17 protein-coding genes are annotated in these 15,196 nt (G+C 65.5%); 6 read left to right on the top strand and 11 right to left on the bottom strand.

Annotation, left to right across the window (positions count from 1 at the left end; genetic code table 11):
- Positions 1-57: 57 nt before the first annotated feature.
- From I3J27_RS18155 to epmA, 3 genes are read right to left on the bottom strand one after another with little or no spacing between them, the layout of a single operon-like run.
- Positions 58-309: a hypothetical protein gene (locus tag I3J27_RS18155; RefSeq protein ID WP_270172003.1), complete on the bottom strand. Its 252-nt coding sequence runs from the start codon at positions 307-309 to the stop codon at positions 58-60.
- A gap of 39 nt (positions 310-348) precedes the next feature.
- Entirely contained in the window at positions 349-1,443 is a 1,095-nt protein-coding gene (locus tag I3J27_RS18150; RefSeq protein WP_270172002.1) for a lysine-2,3-aminomutase-like protein, read from the bottom strand.
- A complete protein-coding gene (epmA, locus tag I3J27_RS18145) occupies positions 1,440-2,504 on the bottom strand; it encodes an EF-P lysine aminoacylase EpmA (RefSeq protein WP_270172000.1) in 1,065 nt (354 codons plus the stop codon). The genes I3J27_RS18150 and epmA overlap by 4 nt, the downstream gene beginning before the upstream one ends.
- 162 nt (positions 2,505-2,666) lie before the next feature.
- Here epmA and efp point away from each other — a divergent pair, with 162 nt between their 5' ends.
- The 3 genes from efp to I3J27_RS18130 all read left to right on the top strand — a co-directional run bounded on the left by efp (position 2,667) and on the right by I3J27_RS18130 (position 5,934).
- Positions 2,667-3,233 (top strand): elongation factor P, encoded by a 567-nt coding sequence (gene efp / locus I3J27_RS18140; RefSeq protein WP_270171998.1) that lies wholly within the window; start codon positions 2,667-2,669, stop codon positions 3,231-3,233.
- A gap of 20 nt (positions 3,234-3,253) precedes the next feature.
- Complete coding sequence (locus I3J27_RS18135) at positions 3,254-4,876, top strand: M23 family peptidase (protein WP_270171996.1); 1,623 nt, start codon at positions 3,254-3,256, stop codon at positions 4,874-4,876.
- An 80-nt stretch (positions 4,877-4,956) separates the two neighbouring features.
- Complete coding sequence (locus tag I3J27_RS18130; RefSeq protein WP_270171994.1) at positions 4,957-5,934, top strand: DUF808 domain-containing protein; 978 nt, start codon at positions 4,957-4,959, stop codon at positions 5,932-5,934.
- 36 nt (positions 5,935-5,970) lie between these two features.
- On the opposite strand, the gene I3J27_RS18125 is transcribed toward I3J27_RS18130, so the two are convergent.
- Together I3J27_RS18125 and I3J27_RS18120 are read right to left on the bottom strand one after the other, a co-directional pair.
- Positions 5,971-6,474 (bottom strand): cupin domain-containing protein, encoded by a 504-nt coding sequence (locus I3J27_RS18125; protein WP_270171992.1) that lies wholly within the window; start codon positions 6,472-6,474, stop codon positions 5,971-5,973.
- A 32-nt stretch (positions 6,475-6,506) separates the two neighbouring features.
- A complete protein-coding gene (locus I3J27_RS18120) occupies positions 6,507-6,983 on the bottom strand; it encodes a carboxymuconolactone decarboxylase family protein (protein WP_270171989.1) in 477 nt (158 codons plus the stop codon).
- A gap of 54 nt (positions 6,984-7,037) precedes the next feature.
- On the opposite strand from I3J27_RS18120, the gene I3J27_RS18115 reads away from it, so the two are divergent.
- Positions 7,038-7,574 (top strand): MarR family winged helix-turn-helix transcriptional regulator, encoded by a 537-nt coding sequence (locus tag I3J27_RS18115; RefSeq protein ID WP_270171987.1) that lies wholly within the window; start codon positions 7,038-7,040, stop codon positions 7,572-7,574.
- Here I3J27_RS18115 and I3J27_RS18110 read toward each other — a convergent pair.
- From I3J27_RS18110 to I3J27_RS18100, 3 genes are all read right to left on the bottom strand, one after another.
- A complete protein-coding gene (locus I3J27_RS18110) occupies positions 7,571-7,753 on the bottom strand; it encodes a hypothetical protein (protein WP_270171985.1) in 183 nt (60 codons plus the stop codon). The two genes, I3J27_RS18115 and I3J27_RS18110, sit on opposite strands and share 4 nt — an antisense overlap.
- Positions 7,754-7,837: 84 nt before the next feature.
- The gene (locus I3J27_RS18105) at positions 7,838-8,089 is read right to left on the bottom strand and encodes a hypothetical protein (protein ID WP_270171983.1); all 252 of its coding nucleotides are present in this window, start codon (positions 8,087-8,089) and stop codon (positions 7,838-7,840) included.
- 69 nt (positions 8,090-8,158) lie between these two features.
- Positions 8,159-8,419 carry a hypothetical protein gene (locus I3J27_RS18100; protein WP_270171981.1) on the bottom strand — a complete coding sequence of 87 codons (261 nt, stop codon included), beginning with the start codon at positions 8,417-8,419 and terminating at the stop codon, positions 8,159-8,161.
- A 125-nt stretch (positions 8,420-8,544) separates the two neighbouring features.
- Between I3J27_RS18100 and I3J27_RS18095 the strand changes: the two genes are divergently transcribed.
- Entirely contained in the window at positions 8,545-9,774 is a 1,230-nt protein-coding gene (locus tag I3J27_RS18095) for a lytic murein transglycosylase (protein WP_270171979.1), read from the top strand.
- A gap of 6 nt (positions 9,775-9,780) precedes the next feature.
- Here I3J27_RS18095 and I3J27_RS18090 read toward each other — a convergent pair whose 3' ends face one another.
- From I3J27_RS18090 to recJ, 3 genes are all read right to left on the bottom strand, one after another.
- A complete protein-coding gene (locus I3J27_RS18090; RefSeq protein WP_270171976.1) occupies positions 9,781-10,587 on the bottom strand; it encodes an aldolase in 807 nt (268 codons plus the stop codon).
- A 94-nt stretch (positions 10,588-10,681) separates the two neighbouring features.
- Positions 10,682-11,491 carry an SDR family NAD(P)-dependent oxidoreductase gene (locus tag I3J27_RS18085; protein ID WP_270171974.1) on the bottom strand — a complete coding sequence of 270 codons (810 nt, stop codon included), beginning with the start codon at positions 11,489-11,491 and terminating at the stop codon, positions 10,682-10,684.
- A 63-nt stretch (positions 11,492-11,554) separates the two neighbouring features.
- On the bottom strand, positions 11,555-13,396 hold the full coding sequence (gene recJ / locus I3J27_RS18080) for a single-stranded-DNA-specific exonuclease RecJ (RefSeq protein ID WP_270171964.1): 1,842 nt from the start codon (positions 13,394-13,396) through the stop codon (positions 11,555-11,557).
- 277 nt (positions 13,397-13,673) lie between these two features.
- Here recJ and I3J27_RS18075 point away from each other — a divergent pair, with 277 nt between their 5' ends.
- The gene (locus I3J27_RS18075; protein WP_270171962.1) at positions 13,674-14,750 is read left to right on the top strand and encodes a methyl-accepting chemotaxis protein; all 1,077 of its coding nucleotides are present in this window, start codon (positions 13,674-13,676) and stop codon (positions 14,748-14,750) included.
- Positions 14,751-15,196: the final 446 nt, after the last annotated feature.

Here is a 15,196-nt window from a genome sequence, read left to right as displayed (position 1 = left end):
CCTGAAAAGCGCGGGCGGGGCGAGCTGTCGCGCCCTGCCCGCCGGCTCAGTCGGGTCTTAGCAGCCGCGGCAGATGCTCTTGATCTTCTTGTCGAGTAGAGCGTCTTCCTTGTTTACGGGATTGTTCGGATCGCTCAGATTCTTCTCGCTCGGCACGTCGCTGGCGCGCGGCTGGCGATGACCGACCGGTGCCTGCGGCAGCGATCCCGACGTGGCGCCGCCCGACGTCGATCCCTTGGTGCCGGTCTGCGCAATCGCCGTGCCGCCGAGCAAGGCCACGAGCGATGCTGCCAGCATGATCTTCTTCATGTCCGATCCTCCATTCTCAAACCGGCATCCCCTCACCGCTCACGTCTCGGGCGGGTAGAGATGAACGTCGCCGCAATAGTCCACGATACGATAGCGCGTTTCCGCCACCGCTTCACGCGCATCGCCTGCGGTATTTTGTGCCACCAACACGTAATTCGGCCCCACCGGCGACTTGCCGGAACCGCCCGGAATGTCGATGACATAGTCAGGCTGACACAGCCCTGACACCCGCCCGCGCAACTCTCGCATCAAGTCCTGCCCGTGCGCCAGCGTCGTGCGCAGATGCGCGGTGCCGGGCGCGAGATCGCCGTGATGCAGATAATAGGGCTTGATCCGGCATTCGACGAACGCCCGCATCAAATCCGACAAAGCGGCGATGGTGTCGTTGATCCCGCGCAAGAGCACGGACTGACTCACCATGGGAATCCCGGCATCGACGATCCGCGCGCAGGCCGCGCGGGCCGGTCCCGTCAGCTCGCGCGCATGGTTGGCATGCAGCGCGAGCCAGGTGGTCGCGCCCTCGACCTTCAGCGCCGCCACCATCTCGTCGCTGATGCGCGCGGGCTCGGCCACGGGCACACGGGTGTGCAGACGAATGATCTTGACGTGATCGATTCCCGCAAGATCGGCCATGATCTCGCCCATGCGCCGCGGCGACAGCATCAGGGGATCGCCGCCGGTCAGGATCACCTCCCAGATCTCGCTGTGCGTGCGGATGTAGTCGATGGCCGCGCGATAGGCGCTGTCCGAAAGCACATTCTCCTTGCCGGGCCCCACCATCTCGCGGCGGAAGCAGAAGCGGCAATAGACCGCGCAGACGTGAACGAGCTTGAACAGCACGCGGTCGGGATAGCGATGCACGATGCCTGATACCGGCGAGTGCGCGTGATCGCCGATCGGATCGGCGCTTTCGCCCGGTTGCATCTCCAGTTCGTTTGCGCTCGGAACAAATTGCCGCGCGATGGGATCATCGGGATCGGAGCTGTCGATCAGCTCGACCAGCGCCGGCGTGATCGCGATCGCATAACGCGCGGCGACACGCTCGAGCGCGGGCAACTCCGTAGCGGGGACAAGCTGCGCGGCCACAAGCTCGGCCGGCTCACGCAAGGTGCGTGCAAGATTGGTCTTCGTCATGTCTCACTTAACGTTTCATTTGCAGGCGGTGTCCACACCACCTGATCAATTCTCGCTGCGCCGCTCGCCAGCATCACCAGCCGGTCGAAGCCGAGCGCGACACCGCTCGCCTCCGGCATTGCGGCGACCGCGGCCAGAAAATCCTCGTCCAGCGGATAGGCCTCGCCATAGCGGCGCTGCTTCTCCGCCATCGAGTCCGTGAAGCGCTTGCGCTGCTCCTCGGCATCGGTGAGCTCGCCAAAGCCGTTGGCGAGCTCGACACCGCAGGCGTAGACCTCGAAGCGCTCGGCGACCCGTGGGTCATCGGCCTTCGCCCGTGCCAGCGCCGCCTCTGGAGATGGGTATTCGAACAGAATGGTCAAACGGCCCTGCCCCAGATGCGGCTCGACATGCTCGACCAGGACCTTGCTGAAGATGTCCGACCAGGTGTCGTCCTCGGCCACCCGGACCTTGCCGCCGGCCGCCTGGGCGAGCGCGGCACGGTTACCCTCGTCGCCCGAGATTGTCGACAGCAGGTCGACCCCTGCGAACCGCTCGAAGGCGCCCGCGACCGTCAGAAGCTCCGGCTCGGCGAAGGGATCGGCGGTCCGGCCCCGGAAGGAGAAGGTCCCGATCCCGGTCGCCTGCGCGGCCCGGGCGATGACCACCACGGTATCGGCCATGATGGCGTCATAGGGCGCGCTCGCCCGGTACCATTCCAGCATGGTGAATTCGGGCAGATGCAGGTCGCCGCGCTCGCGGTCGCGGAACACCCGGGCGAACTCGAAAATCCGCTCCTCACCGGCCGCCAGCAGCTTCTTGCAGGCGAATTCCGGCGAGGTCCGCAAATAGCGGCTGGCCCGACTGCCATCGGGCCGCATGATCTCGGTCCGAGGGGCGTGCAGATGGGTCTCGTTGCCCGGAGAGACCTGGAGGATGGAGGTTTCGACCTCGACAAACCCCTGCTCGGCGAAAAAGCCCCGTAAAGCCCCGGTAATGGCCCCCCTGGCCTGGAGGAACGGCCGCCGGTCGAGGTGCCGGTCGGGTGACCAGAACGGTGAAATCAGCTTGTCCCCAGCCATTAACCGACCACTCCGCAGGCCAGCAAAACGCTGGCATCCAACGGCAAAATCAGTATGTTGCGGCCCGAAACAGGCGCCGAGGTCCGATTTGAGGCCCCGAGTCCCCCCGAAATTTGACCACGTCCTGGCCGGAGCCGGGCCAAGCAAGCAGGAAATATAGCTTTGAGAGTCATCGCCAGTTCTATTCGCAAGGGCAACGTGATCGAGCAAGACGGCAAGCTCTATGTCGTCGTGAGCGCCGAGAACATCCATCCCGGCAAGGGCACGCCGGTCAGCCAGATCGAAATGCGCCGAATCTCGGACGGGGTAAAGATCTCCGAGCGCTACAAGACCACCGACCAGGTCGAAAAGGCCACGATCGAAGAGCGCAACTTCACCTTCCTGTACGAAGACGGCGACGGCTTCCACTTCATGAACCCCGAGACCTACGATCAGGTCCAGGTCCCCAAGGACGTGGTCGGCGACGCCGCCGCCTATCTTCAACCGGAAATGACCGTCAAGCTGTCGACCCACGACGTCAATGTGGTCTCGCTCGCGCTGCCGCAGCGCGTGACGCTGGAAGTGGTCGAGACCGAGCCGGTGACCAAGGGCCAGACCGCCTCCTCGTCCTACAAGCCGGCGGTGCTCTCCAACGGCATCCGCACCACGGTGCCGCCGCACATCGCAGTCGGCACCCGCATCGTCGTGATGACGGAAGACGGCTCCTACTCCGAGCGCGCCAAGGACTAATCGAGGGATCAGAGCAGCAGGTGCCGCCGGGGGGCGAGACAGTGGTTGGGAAGAGTTTCCGCTTCGTCTCGCTGCTTCTGGCGTCGCTTTCGCTCTTCACTGCCTCACCGCTCGCTGCGGACGAAATCCGCAGCCCTTCACTGACGGCCCTGCGCGTCGATTGGCGCGCAGCGCTCGATCAGCTCCGCACCGAGATCAACAACCGCCCGATGGTCGCGGGCGACTTCATCTTCGTACCCCGCCGCTCCGTGCCGCGCTACGATCCGCGCGCGATGCCGGCGCTGGTGCAGGTCAACGCGGTCTCCTCACAATTCTTCACCGGGATCGCGCGCAGCTCCGTGCCCGTGCTGCTGCCGTTCGACGCCGCCGCGTATGTCGAGGCGCAGCGCAGCGGCGCGCCCGCGACTCTCGCTTTGTCGCGCTACCAGGCTGATTTCAATTCTGTCGACATGTTCGATGCCGGCCCTGCCGGCTACAGCGCGACCTTCTCGTTCGAGCCCGGCACCGGTGACGGCATGCTGAGCCGCGTCTACGCAAGGCCGGTCGAGGTGCAGATCACGGGCTCGGCACTCGTTTACGACATCGCCGATCCTGCCGGCGGCAAGGGCGAGCCGGTCAAGCCGCTCGCGACAATCTATCCGGACCTGCGCAGGTTCATCCGGGAAGGCTATGTGCGCTACGCCTTCAGCCGCTTCGGCGTCGCCTATGTCGTCTCCATCCAGTGCCTGGACAGCGTCGCAAAACCGCGGCGGCTGGCCTGCAAGGAAGCCTATCCCGTTGCCGAGCGCTTCCTGAAAGCGCTCCGTATCGCCGGCGGCCAGCGCCTGCGGCCGCTCGCAGACATGGCCTCCAGCATCATCGATCGTCCCTCAATGCGTTCGCCGGATTTCATCTACCGGCCAAGCGGCGACATCATCCCGAACACCGGCTACCGCAACAAGGCCGGCCATCCCGATGTGATGGCCTACGCGCAGATCCGCTTTCCGCTCGAAAAGGCGCCGGCATTCGTGCGCTCGCAATCCTACGGCAAGCGCGACAAGACCGACGGCCCGACCGCCTATCCCTGGCGCGACAATTTCTGCGAATCCCGCAGTTTCGAGGTCTGGCAATGCAGCGGCGGCTATGGCCACCAGGGCGAGGACATCCGTGCCGCCGACTGCCCGCCGCCCGGCGAAGGCCGCGCCCCCTGCGATCCCAAGCAGCGCGGCGTCGTCGCCGTGCGCGACGCCATCGTGATCCGCAGCTCCAAGGACCAGGCCGCGACGCTTCAAGTCAACAGCCGCACCGAGCACATCCGATTCCGCTACATGCACATGAACCCGCAGGCGATGAATGCCGACGGCGTGCTCAACGGCCGCATCGTCACCGAGGGCGAGAAGATCGGCGTGGTCTCGAATTATCTCGACCATCCCGCCGGCACCTCGATGCACCTGCATTTCGACGTACAGGTGTTCACCCGCGACGGCTGGATCTGGGTCAGCCCCTACGTCACGCTGGTCTCGGCCTATGAACGCCTGATCCACGCCCGCGGCCGCGAGGTCGGCCCGGAGATCGCCGGCACGCCGCAGCCGGTGGCGCACGCGTTGCCGGACGACGTGATCAAGCCCGACCTGCGCGAGGGATCGGGCGGCGAGGAGAACTGACGACTTGCTCGTTCCGATGCCGGGGGCAAGAGCGTGTCGTCGCGCGCACCGCCGGCTCGGACCATGAAGGGACAGACTTGATGAGTGTCGGCCTGCTCGGTCTTCTCGACGATATCGCGGCGATTGCAAAGGTGGCAGCCGCCTCGCTCGACGATGTAGCGAGCCAGGCTGCCAAAGCGGGAACAAAGGCGGCCGGCGTGGTCATCGATGACGCGGCTGTCACGCCGAACTACGTGATCGGCTTTGCTGCGAAACGCGAATTGCCGATCGTCGGCAAGATTGCGGTCGGCTCGCTGCGCAACAAATTACTGATCCTGCTTCCCGTTGCGCTGCTGCTTGGCTATTTCCTTCCCGCCGCGGTCACGCCGCTGCTGATGCTGGGCGGAGCCTTTCTCTGCTACGAGGGGGCCGAGAAGGTGCTCGAAGCCGTGATGCCGCATCAGGCGCACCACCACGAAGCTCAGCTCCAGCCGATTGCGCTGAATGCCCGATCGGTCGAGGACGAGAAGGTCGCGAGCGCCATCAAGACAGATTTCATCCTGTCGGCGGAGATCATGGCGATCACGCTGGCGGCTCTCCCGGCGGGCAACATCTGGACACAGGCGGTGGTGCTGGCACTGGTCGGCTTCGGTATCACGGTCGGGGTCTACGGCGTGGTGGCCCTGATCGTGAAGGCTGACGATGTCGGAGTGGCCCTTGCGGGCTATACCAGCGCCTCAATCATCGGCGGCGCGATCCGCTTGCTTGGGCGCGCGCTGGTCCGCGGCATGCCTGCCTTCCTGGCGGTGCTGAGCACTATCGGCACCGCCGCTATGGTCTGGGTCGGCGGCGGCATCATCCTGCACGGCATCGAACAATATGGCCCGCCCGTAATCGGCCGCACGGTCCACGCAGCAACAGAGGCTGCCGCACACCTTCTTCCATCCGTTGCCGGCATCATCGAATGGTCGGTCGAGGCGGCCATCTCAGGCGTGCTTGGCCTGCTTGTCGGCGCACTTGCGATTCCCGCAGTCGAATACGGTCTCTCACCGGCATGGAAACGGCTGAGGCGATCCTAGCCTTCCTGTTCGCTGTATCCGGACTACGAGTGCCGGCTACTCCAACAGCGTCGTGAGCTGCGCGCCCTCATCCGCCACGAACACCGCGATCAATTCCGCGGGCTCCGTCATGCTAGCGTTGGCCGAGACCAGATGCGTCGAACCCGGCGGCTCGAAAAAAGACTGGCCGACGCCGAACGTCTCGACCGGACCGCCGCCGAGCTGGGAGCGGATCTCGCCCTTGGTGATGTAGGCCGTCACCGAGCCGGCGTGACGATGTGGCCGCGAGAATCCGCCGGGACCGTAGAACACACGCACGATGGTGACGCGCTTGCCCGGCACGTTCGGCAGTGCGTAGGAGCCGATCGGCTCGACCTTGTCGAGCGGCGAGCTTTCCGCCGCCGTCGCACACAGCGGCGCCAGCACGCCGGACACCGTGTCCATCGTCACCGGCAGCGCCTTGCCGACGGCCAGTGCACAGGCGAGCCCGCCGACGACGGCGAACGCCATCGCGCGCGATGGCATCGGGCGCTGCGTGGCGGCCAAACTGATTGCTGTCATGACAACCTCCCTTTGTTTTCCCCTTGTGGCAGTCAAGACGGCGCGGCATTCGCGACGGGTCGCTTCGCCGGGGTCCAGCGATAGGCCGCGCCAAACCGGTTCCAGACATTGATCGAGGCGACCGCCGAGGTCAGGTACATCAGCTCGGTCGCGGAAAATTCACGGGAGGCCTCCGCATAGACCTCCTCGCTGACGCCGTCGGGCAGGAAGGTCAGCGCCTCGGCCCAGGCCAGCGCGGCGCGCTCGCGCGCGGAAAAGACCGGCGCCTCGCGCCACACTGCGACCAGATTGAGCTTGTCCACGGGAACGCCGATGCGCTCGGAGAGGAGGATGTGATGCTGTACGCAGAAGGCGCAGCCATTGATCTGCGAGGCGCGCAGCTTGACGAGCTCGAGGAGCTGCTTGTCGAGACCCGCCTTGGCCGCCAGCTGGCCGAGGGCCAGCACCAGCTCATACGCATCGGGCGCGATCGTCTTGAAATCCTCGTATTCGCTGCGGGCGTGTGACATTGCCGTTCATCTCGTCTTATTGTAAGTGTGCTTACACTGTATAAGAGCTCTTACATGATACGCAAGACCGCTGACATCACGAGATCGAAAACCTTGCGCAAGTCGCCGCCGCCCGCCGAGGGCGGCGCCGTTCGCGTGCCTGCCGCAGGCGAAGGCAAGCGCGGCGAACAAGGCTATCTCGGCTATCTCCTGCGCCAGGCCCATGCCGCCGTCCGGCTGACGATGGAACGGACCCTTGCCGATCTCGGCGTGACCTCGCCGCAATTTGCCGTGCTGACGATGCTGAATGCCTATCCGGGCCTGTCGGGCGCCGACGTCGCCCGCCTCACCTTCCTGACGCCGCAGACGGTCGGCGTGATCATCCGCAATCTCGAGCGCGACGGCGCGATTCTGATGACGCCGCATCCCGTCCACGGCCGCATCCAGCAATGGACGCTGACGCCGCGGGGCACGACATTGTTGAAGGCTTGCAGGGAGCGCGTGATCGCGCTGGAGAAGCGGCTTGCGGCCGGCCTCGATGCCAAGGCCGAGGCGAGCATTCGCCGCTGGCTCGCTAACGTCGCAACCGAATTGCAGGACGACCAAGCCTAGTCGCCGCCGCCTCCGTCACCACCGTCGCATCCGCCGGCATCCGAGAAGTCGCCACCGGGGTCGCCGCCGCCTTGAATGCCGCGGCCGAAGTTCTCGGCAATGATCATCAGGATCACGACGAACAGTCCTGCGCCGAACGGCCAGGGATTGGCACGGATGATGTCGAACAGCTCCCGCATGCGCGTATCCTACGCAGACGGACGCGAACCGACCGTAAGCGGCAGGCTTAAAATTGGGGATATCCGGCGCGGCGCAGGCGCGAGCTAGCCACCCTTCAACGCTTTCTTAACCTCGCCGTCGGGCCAGCTCTCACCCGCGGCGATCACGCGTACGCGGCTTTGATCGGTGCCATTCACCAGCACATGCGAACTCACCCGCTCGCCGCTTCGCTCCAGGTGCAGATCGGTGTCGGGCTTCCAGCTCAGCGTCGTTGCGAGATCGCCGGGATAAATCTTCCATTGCGATCCGTCGTCGAGTTCGACGACATGGCTCTCGGCATGTGCGCGTATCTTCATTCCACCCCGAATGCTCGAGAACAGGCTGCGTGCGGAAGGCGGCCCCGGCCAAGCCGGGGCCCTGTTCCGTCAGTCGTTGTCGTGATGAATCACGGTCTTGCTGCGATTGCCGAATTCATCTTCCTTCTTGATCACGGTGGTGCGGTTCGATGGCTCGCGCTCCTTGATGACCGTGGTGCGGTCGCGATCACGGTCCCGCTCACGATATTCGTGGGACTGTCCGACCGTCACGCCGGCGCCGACCGGGCCGACATGAACGCCGACTTCATCGGCGAACGCAGGCGCCGCAACAGCGGTGACTAATGCAGCGGCAAACAGATATTTCTTCATCTCGTCCTCCTCATTGTCGTGCGGAGGGAATGCCTCAGTGCGACACTTTGTTCCGGCGGACAGGCCTGTTCCCCGCGTTCCAGGAACCGACTCACACGAGCCATGTTTCCGGCTAGGATACCTCCATGAAACAAGCTGATTCCTCGGCCCATCACACCCGCCGCGCCCTGCTCAAATCCACGCTCGGCGCGGCCGCCCTGCTCGCGTCGCCAACGCAAATCCTCGCCGCGCCTCCGGGCTTCGATGAATGGCGCGAGAGTTTTCGCGCACGCGCCATGGCCAAGGGCATCTCCGCTGCGACGTGGCAGCGGGCGATGGCGCGGGTCGAGCCGGACATGAGCGTGTTCAAGCAAATGCGCAGCCAGCCCGAATTCCACGAGCAGGTCTGGCAATACATCAATCGCCGTGTCTCCGACTGGCGCATCATCAACGGCAAGATCGCGCTGAAGAACAACGAGGCGCTGCTGGCGCGCATCGAGCGCGACTTCGGCGTCGAGCGCGGCACGCTGCTGGCGCTGTGGGGCGTCGAGTCCGCCTATGGCGATCCGCTGGTGCAGCAGAACCACATGACGCCGGTATTTCCCTCACTCGCCGCGCTCGCCTGGAACGAGCCGCGCCGCAAGGCCTATTGGGAGACCGAGCTGATCAACGCGCTGCGCATCGTCGACAAGGGCTGGAGCACGCCGGAGCAGATGCAGGGCTCCTGGGCCGGCGCGATGGGGCATTCGCAATGGATGCCGGAGGTCTGGCTCAATGTCGGCATCGACTATGACGGCGACGGCAAGGTGTCGCCGTTCGGCAAGCCCGACGACGCGCTGGGTTCGACCGCAAAATATCTCGTCAATCGCGGCAAGTGGCACCGCGGCGAGCATTGGGGCTACGAGGTGCGCGCCGCCGGCAACATGAGTGGCAGCAAGAGCTATGCGGCCTGGCAGGCGGCCGGCGTCAGCCGTGCCGACGGTCAGCCATTCCCGCAGCCGAATGCCTCCGCGCAGATGTGGACGCCGGTCGCGGGCGGGCCGACCTTCCTGCTCGGACCGAATTTCTACTCGGTGAAAAGCTACAATCCCTCGATGAACTATGCGCTGGCGATCTGCCATCTCGGCGACCGCTGCCTCGGCGCGCCGCCCTTCATCCAGCCCTTCCCCGGCTCCGAACGCGCGCTGACGCTTGCCGAGGTGCAGGAGATGCAGACGCGGCTGACCAAGGCCGGCTTCGACACCGGCGGCACCGACGGCCGCGTCGGCAACGACACCATGAAGGCGATCAAGGATTTCCAGCAACGCGCCGGCATCACGCCGGCGGATGGCTATGGCGGGCTGAAGGTGCTGGCGAAGCTGCGGCAGGGGTCGTAAGCCGCCTCAGTGCCTGTACTGCGGCTCCTCGGCATCCAGCTGCCGGCGGATCGCCGCGAGATGCAGCCGCGCGGATTCGGAATCACCCTCGCGCATCTGCCTGTAGGTTTCGGCCGCGATCGCGGGGTCGACCGGCAGCACCTTGCGCCCGGTCGACATCGCCAGCACCTGCACCTCGGCGGCGCGTTCGAGATAATAGAGATCGTCCCAGGCCTCCGCGATGGTCGGGGCCAGCACCATCACACCATGATGCTTCATGAAGACGATGTCGGCATCGCCGACGCTTGAGGCGATGCGCGCGCCCTCGCGGTTGTCGAGCGCGAGGCCGTTATAGTCGCGGTCTACTGCGGTGCGGCCGTAGAACTTCAGCGCGGTCTGGCCGGCCCAAATCAGCGGATCGCCTTCGGTCATCGACAGCGCCGTGGCGTAGGGCATGTGGGTGTGGAAGGCGACCTTGGCGCGCGGCAGGCGCCTGTGCATCTCGGCGTGGATGTAGAAGGCGGTCGCCTCGGGCACGCCCTCGCCATCGAGCACGTGGCCGTGGAAGTCGCAGATCAGCAGTTTTGACGCCGTCAGCTCGCGGAAGGCGTAGCCGTACGGGTTGACCAGGAAGAGATCGTCATGACCGGGCACCACGGCGGAAAAGTGGTTGCAGATGCCTTCCTCAAAGCCGTTGCGCGCCGCCATCCGAAAACAGGCGGCGAGATCCTCGCGCGCCGTGCGAATGGCGTCGGTGGCGAGATCCGGCCGGTTCGACCCCACTGAAGCGGTTGCGGACGCGGATGAAGCGGCGTGAGACAGGCTGTGCGCCATGGCAGAGAGAAACCTCGTTTGATCGGCTCCCGGCCTTGTACAGGGGGGACGCGCCAGCGTCAGCCCCTCGTCCCGCCACCCTGCCCTGCGTCGACTACGCCCGACGCGGCACGCCACCCGCGTTCATGCCGCCGTCGATGACGAGCTCGCTGCCGGTGACATAGCGCGAGGCATCAGAGGCCAGATACAGCACCCCGCTGGCGATCTCCGAAGCCTGGCCGGCGCGGGCGAGCGGCGTCACGACTTTGGCGCGCTCCTCGGGATCGATCGGTGCGTTCTGGCCGGCGCCGGTCGCCCCGGTCGGGATCTTGCCCCAGATCGGCGTGTCGATGATGCCGGGGTGGACCGAGTTGACGCGAATACCGTCGCCTGCTGCGGCACATTCCATCGCGATCGATTTGGCGAACAGCCGCACGCCGCCTTTGGTCAGCGAATAGGCTGACAGACCGGGCGAACCACGCAGGCCTGCGAGCGAGGACATCATGACGATCGAGCCGCCGCCGGTCTTGCGCATCAAGGGCAGGCAATGCTTGACCGACAGGAACACGCCGTCGAGGTTGATCGCGTTCTGCTTGCGCCAGTCCGCGAGCGTCATGTCGACGATCGAGGGCACGGCAATGCCGATGCCGGCATTTGAGACCATGATGTCGAGTCGGCCGTAACGCTTCGCAACGTCGGCGACGATCTCGATCCAGCGCTCCTCGGAGGTGACGTCCTGCTCCAGGAAGATGGCCTTGCCGCCGGCTTTTGTCACGCGCTTGGCGAGCTCGGGGCCGCGCAGTTCGTCGATGTCGGTGATGACAACTGTTGCGCCTTCGCGGGCGAACAGCTCGACGATGGCCTCGCCAATGCCCGAGGCGCCGCCCGTCACCAGCGCGACCTTGCCCTCAACCTGCCCTGCCATGTTCACTCCCTTTTTGTTGTTTGAGCGGTTTATTTTTGCCGCATGACCTCGTCGGATCTTGCGTTATCTGATCACGGATGGCCCCTGGTCCGGCAGTGCGACATCGACGACGCGGAACTGCACGCGTTCGGCACCCTGGTAGCGGTCGACCGACAACGATCCCGCGACATGCAATTGCTGGCCGCGGTTCGCCACCAAAGCATTGCCGAGCTTCTGGCCGACCGAACGGAACGCGATGCCGTTGACGATGGCACCGTCGCCCGACTTGAAGCGCAGGCGAAGATGCGCCTGCCCGACCTCGTCGGCATAGACGAGCTGATGCGCCGGCAGCGCCAGCACGGCTTCCGGATTGCCGCTGCCGAACGGCCCCGCGCGGTTGAGCGTCGCCGCAAGCTCCGTTGTCACCGCGCGCGCGGAGACTGCGCCGTCGATATAGAGCTCGTTGACATGACGCGCCTCGGCGACGTCCTGCGCCAACGCATTTTCGAGATAGGCGCGGAATTCGGCGAGCTTCTCTTTCCGCAGCGTCACGCCCGCGGCCATCGCGTGGCCGCCGCCTTTCAACAGAATGCCATCAGTGACCGCCTGCCGCACCGCCTTGCCCAGGTCGACGCCGGCGATCGAGCGGCCCGAGCCGGTGCCGATGCCGCCGGGCTCGAGCGCGATGGCAAAGGCGGGCCGCGAAAACTTCTCCTTCAACCGGGAGGCGACGAGGCCGACCACGCCGGGATGCCAACCCTCGGACGCCGTGACGATCACGCCGAGCTTGTCCTCAAGCCCGATCGAGGCCAGCGCCTCGGCTTCGGCCTGGGCTTCGGCGGCCTGCTCGATGACGCGGCGCTCGCTGTTGAGGCGGTCGAGCTCGGCTGCGATCCGCGCGGCCTCGACGCTATCGCCTTCCAGCAACAGCCGCACGCCGAGATCGGCGCGGCCGATGCGACCCCCGGCATTGACGCGCGGCCCCAGCATGAAGCCGAGATGCCAGGCCTCCGGCGGGCCGTTGAGCCGCGCCACGTCCATCAGCGCAGTATGGCCGACATGGTCGCGTCGCCGCATCGCGATCAGCCCTTTGGCGACGAAGGCGCGGTTGAGGCCGATCAGCGGCGCCACATCCGCGACGGTGCCGAGCGCGACGTGATGCAGCATGCCGAGCAGATCCGGCTCGGGCATCTCGCTGCTCCAGAAGCCACGCTGGCGCAGCTCGCGATTGACGGCGACGAGCGTCACCAGCACGAGGCCGACTGCGGCGAGATGGCCAAGGCCGGAGAGATCGTCGAGCCGGTTCGGGTTGACCAGTGCGTCGACCTCAGGAAGAACGTCGCCGGCCTGGTGATGATCGATCACGACCACGGACATGCCGAGCCGCTTTGCTTCGGCCAGCGGCTCAAGGCTGGTGGTGCCGCAATCGACGGTCACGAGCAGCGTGGCGCCCTTGGCCGCCAACCCGCGCACGGCCTCGACATTGGGGCCGTAGCCTTCAAAAATGCGGTCGGGAATGTGGATCAGCGGATCGAGCCCGCAATGGCGCAAATGCCAGGCGAGCAGCGCCGCCGAGGTCGCGCCGTCGACGTCGTAATCGCCGAAGATCGCGACCTTCTCGCTCCTAGCCGCCGCATCCGCAATCCGCTTCGCAGCAGCCTCCATCTCCGTCACCGTATAGGGGTCCGGCAGGAGCTTGCGGATGGTCGGATCGAGGAAGTCGGCGACCGCGTCGATGTCGACGCCGCGGCCCGCCAGCACCCGCGCCAGCAACTCGGGCAATTGGTGCCGCTGCACGATGGCAAGCGCCCTGGCCGCCCCGCGCCCATCCAGCCGGTCGCGCCAGAGCTTGTCGGTAAGCGAACGCGCCACCCCCAGGAACGCCTGGGGCGTCTCGACGGGCAAGGCGGTGGTGGGTGGCGTCATGAGTTGCGGTTGGCTTGAGGAACCCGTAGGCGGAGGTATCGCATCGATCCGCTGGCGGAACGATTGACCCGGAATCCCCTGGGGTTTGCAATGTCCGCGCCGCACAAAGCGGTGGATTGCCACTTTGCTGCGCCGGCTGACTATCATTTGGGCAGTCGGAGGAACAGCAAATTAAGCAGGCGTTAGGCGAAATCTTCGAAAAAGATTCGTATTCGATCTGACGTGATTTGTTCCGGGTTCATTGCAGATCAGACCTCATTGCCAAGGGAAGTCCCCGATGTCTGCTGCGCTGGGTCTGAAAGCCAAGCCGATTGCCGCCGAACCCGCCGACGATGATTCCGACATCTCCGCGCTGATCAATCGCCTCACTGCGGAGGTCAACCAGATCGCAGTCGACAAGACCAAATCGATCCAGCAGATCACCAACCAGATGAAGATGCTGGCACTGAATGCGCTGATCGAGAGCTCGCGCGCCGGCGCGCAAGGCGCGGGCTTCGCGGTGGTGGCGCAGGAGGTGCGCGGCGTCGGCCAGCAGGTCGAGACCATCGCCCGCGAGCTGGAGAGCCAGCTGACCAAGCGTACCGGCGATCTCGTCGCCTCGATCGACCGGATGAGCCAGCGCTCGCGTGGCGAGCGTATGGTCGACCTGTCGCTCAACGCCATCGAGCTGATCGACCGCAACCTCTATGAGCGCACCTGCGACGTGCGCTGGTGGGCGACCGATTCCGCAGTGGTCGATTGCGCGGCCTCCCCCAGCGCCGCAGCCGTCTCCCATGTCTCGCAACGCCTCGGCGTGATCCTCGGGGCCTACACCGTCTATCTCGACCTCTGGCTCTGCGATCTCGACGGCAATGTCATCGCCAACGGGCGTGCCGACCGCTTTCGCGCCGTCGGCCAGAACGTCGCCCACACCAAATGGTTTCGCGAGGCGAAGACCTTGCGCTCCGGCGACGACTACGTCGCCGGCGACGTCGAGAACCAGCCGCTGCTCGGCAACGCGCAGGTCGCCACCTATTGCGCCAGCGTCCGCGCCGGCGGCCAGGCCAGCGGCGCGCCGATCGGCGTTCTCGCCATCCATTTCGACTGGGAGGCGCAGGCCCGCGCCATCGTCCAGGGCGTCCGCGTCGGCGACAGCGACAAGGCCCGCGTGCTGCTGGTCGACTCGAACCTTCGGGTCATCGCCGCCTCCGACGGCCAGGGTATTTTGAGCGAGCGCATCTCGCTGTCGCTCAACGGCCAGCGCTCCGGCTTCTATCAGGACCGCTCGGGCACGATGGTCGCGTTCCATGCAACTCCGGGCTACGAGACCTATCGGGGCCTCGGCTGGTACGGCGTCATCATCTGCGGGGCGTGAGGCGCCCGCGCCAAAATCGCACGGCGTAGCCCACGCCCGGATCAAAAATCGGAAAAACAACCCCATGCACAGTAAGCGGGGGATTGTTTTCCTTGGTGTTTTCGGGCGCGCGTCCTCGGCGTTTGGCGTCTTCGAAGCACTTTGACTCGTCGGGCAAAACACCGGCAGAATGCGATGCTCGTTGACAAGTGAAATGCGGCCCAAACCATCTCACAACCCAAAGCAGTCAGTGAGGCGCGCCACACTTTTCCCCGTTTGGTTTGGCACGATAGGCCCCACGCCAACGTGACCTCCCGCGCCCTCGCTTGAGCATTTTTCGGCAAACCGCGCACGGTCCAGGCAAGAGCCGGTGCCATGGGCCGGATAGAGTCGCCCCTGCATCACGTTCATTGACGCGGGCGTGCGAGTTTCCACCGACTGTGATCGTCTCGCGTTCCTGACTGACC

Source organism: Bradyrhizobium xenonodulans (assembly GCF_027594865.1).
In the GTDB taxonomy this organism is placed as follows: domain Bacteria; phylum Pseudomonadota; class Alphaproteobacteria; order Rhizobiales; family Xanthobacteraceae; genus Bradyrhizobium; species Bradyrhizobium xenonodulans.
Note: the sequence above shows the minus strand (reverse complement) of the source record. Positions and strands in the feature narration are given on the sequence as shown.

Bases quoted from the DNA above. Each gene is read 5' to 3' on its own strand.
- I3J27_RS18155 (WP_270172003.1), bottom strand. From the start codon at position 309: ATGAAGAAGATCATGCTGGCAGCATCGCTCGTGGCCTTGCTCGGCGGC.
- I3J27_RS18150 (WP_270172002.1), bottom strand. From the start codon at position 1,443: ATGACGAAGACCAATCTTGCACGCACCTTGCGTGAGCCGGCCGAGCTT.
- epmA (WP_270172000.1), bottom strand. From the start codon at position 2,504: ATGGCTGGGGACAAGCTGATTTCACCGTTCTGGTCACCCGACCGGCAC.
- I3J27_RS18130 (WP_270171994.1), top strand. From the start codon at position 4,957: ATGAGTGTCGGCCTGCTCGGTCTTCTCGACGATATCGCGGCGATTGCA.
- I3J27_RS18125 (WP_270171992.1), bottom strand. From the start codon at position 6,474: ATGACAGCAATCAGTTTGGCCGCCACGCAGCGCCCGATGCCATCGCGC.
- I3J27_RS18120 (WP_270171989.1), bottom strand. From the start codon at position 6,983: ATGTCACACGCCCGCAGCGAATACGAGGATTTCAAGACGATCGCGCCC.
- I3J27_RS18115 (WP_270171987.1), top strand. From the start codon at position 7,038: ATGATACGCAAGACCGCTGACATCACGAGATCGAAAACCTTGCGCAAG.
- I3J27_RS18110 (WP_270171985.1), bottom strand. From the start codon at position 7,753: ATGCGGGAGCTGTTCGACATCATCCGTGCCAATCCCTGGCCGTTCGGC.
- I3J27_RS18105 (WP_270171983.1), bottom strand. From the start codon at position 8,089: ATGAAGATACGCGCACATGCCGAGAGCCATGTCGTCGAACTCGACGAC.
- I3J27_RS18100 (WP_270171981.1), bottom strand. From the start codon at position 8,419: ATGAAGAAATATCTGTTTGCCGCTGCATTAGTCACCGCTGTTGCGGCG.
- I3J27_RS18095 (WP_270171979.1), top strand. From the start codon at position 8,545: ATGAAACAAGCTGATTCCTCGGCCCATCACACCCGCCGCGCCCTGCTC.
- I3J27_RS18090 (WP_270171976.1), bottom strand. From the start codon at position 10,587: ATGGCGCACAGCCTGTCTCACGCCGCTTCATCCGCGTCCGCAACCGCT.
- I3J27_RS18085 (WP_270171974.1), bottom strand. From the start codon at position 11,491: ATGGCAGGGCAGGTTGAGGGCAAGGTCGCGCTGGTGACGGGCGGCGCC.
- recJ (WP_270171964.1), bottom strand. From the start codon at position 13,396: ATGACGCCACCCACCACCGCCTTGCCCGTCGAGACGCCCCAGGCGTTC.
- I3J27_RS18075 (WP_270171962.1), top strand. From the start codon at position 13,674: ATGTCTGCTGCGCTGGGTCTGAAAGCCAAGCCGATTGCCGCCGAACCC.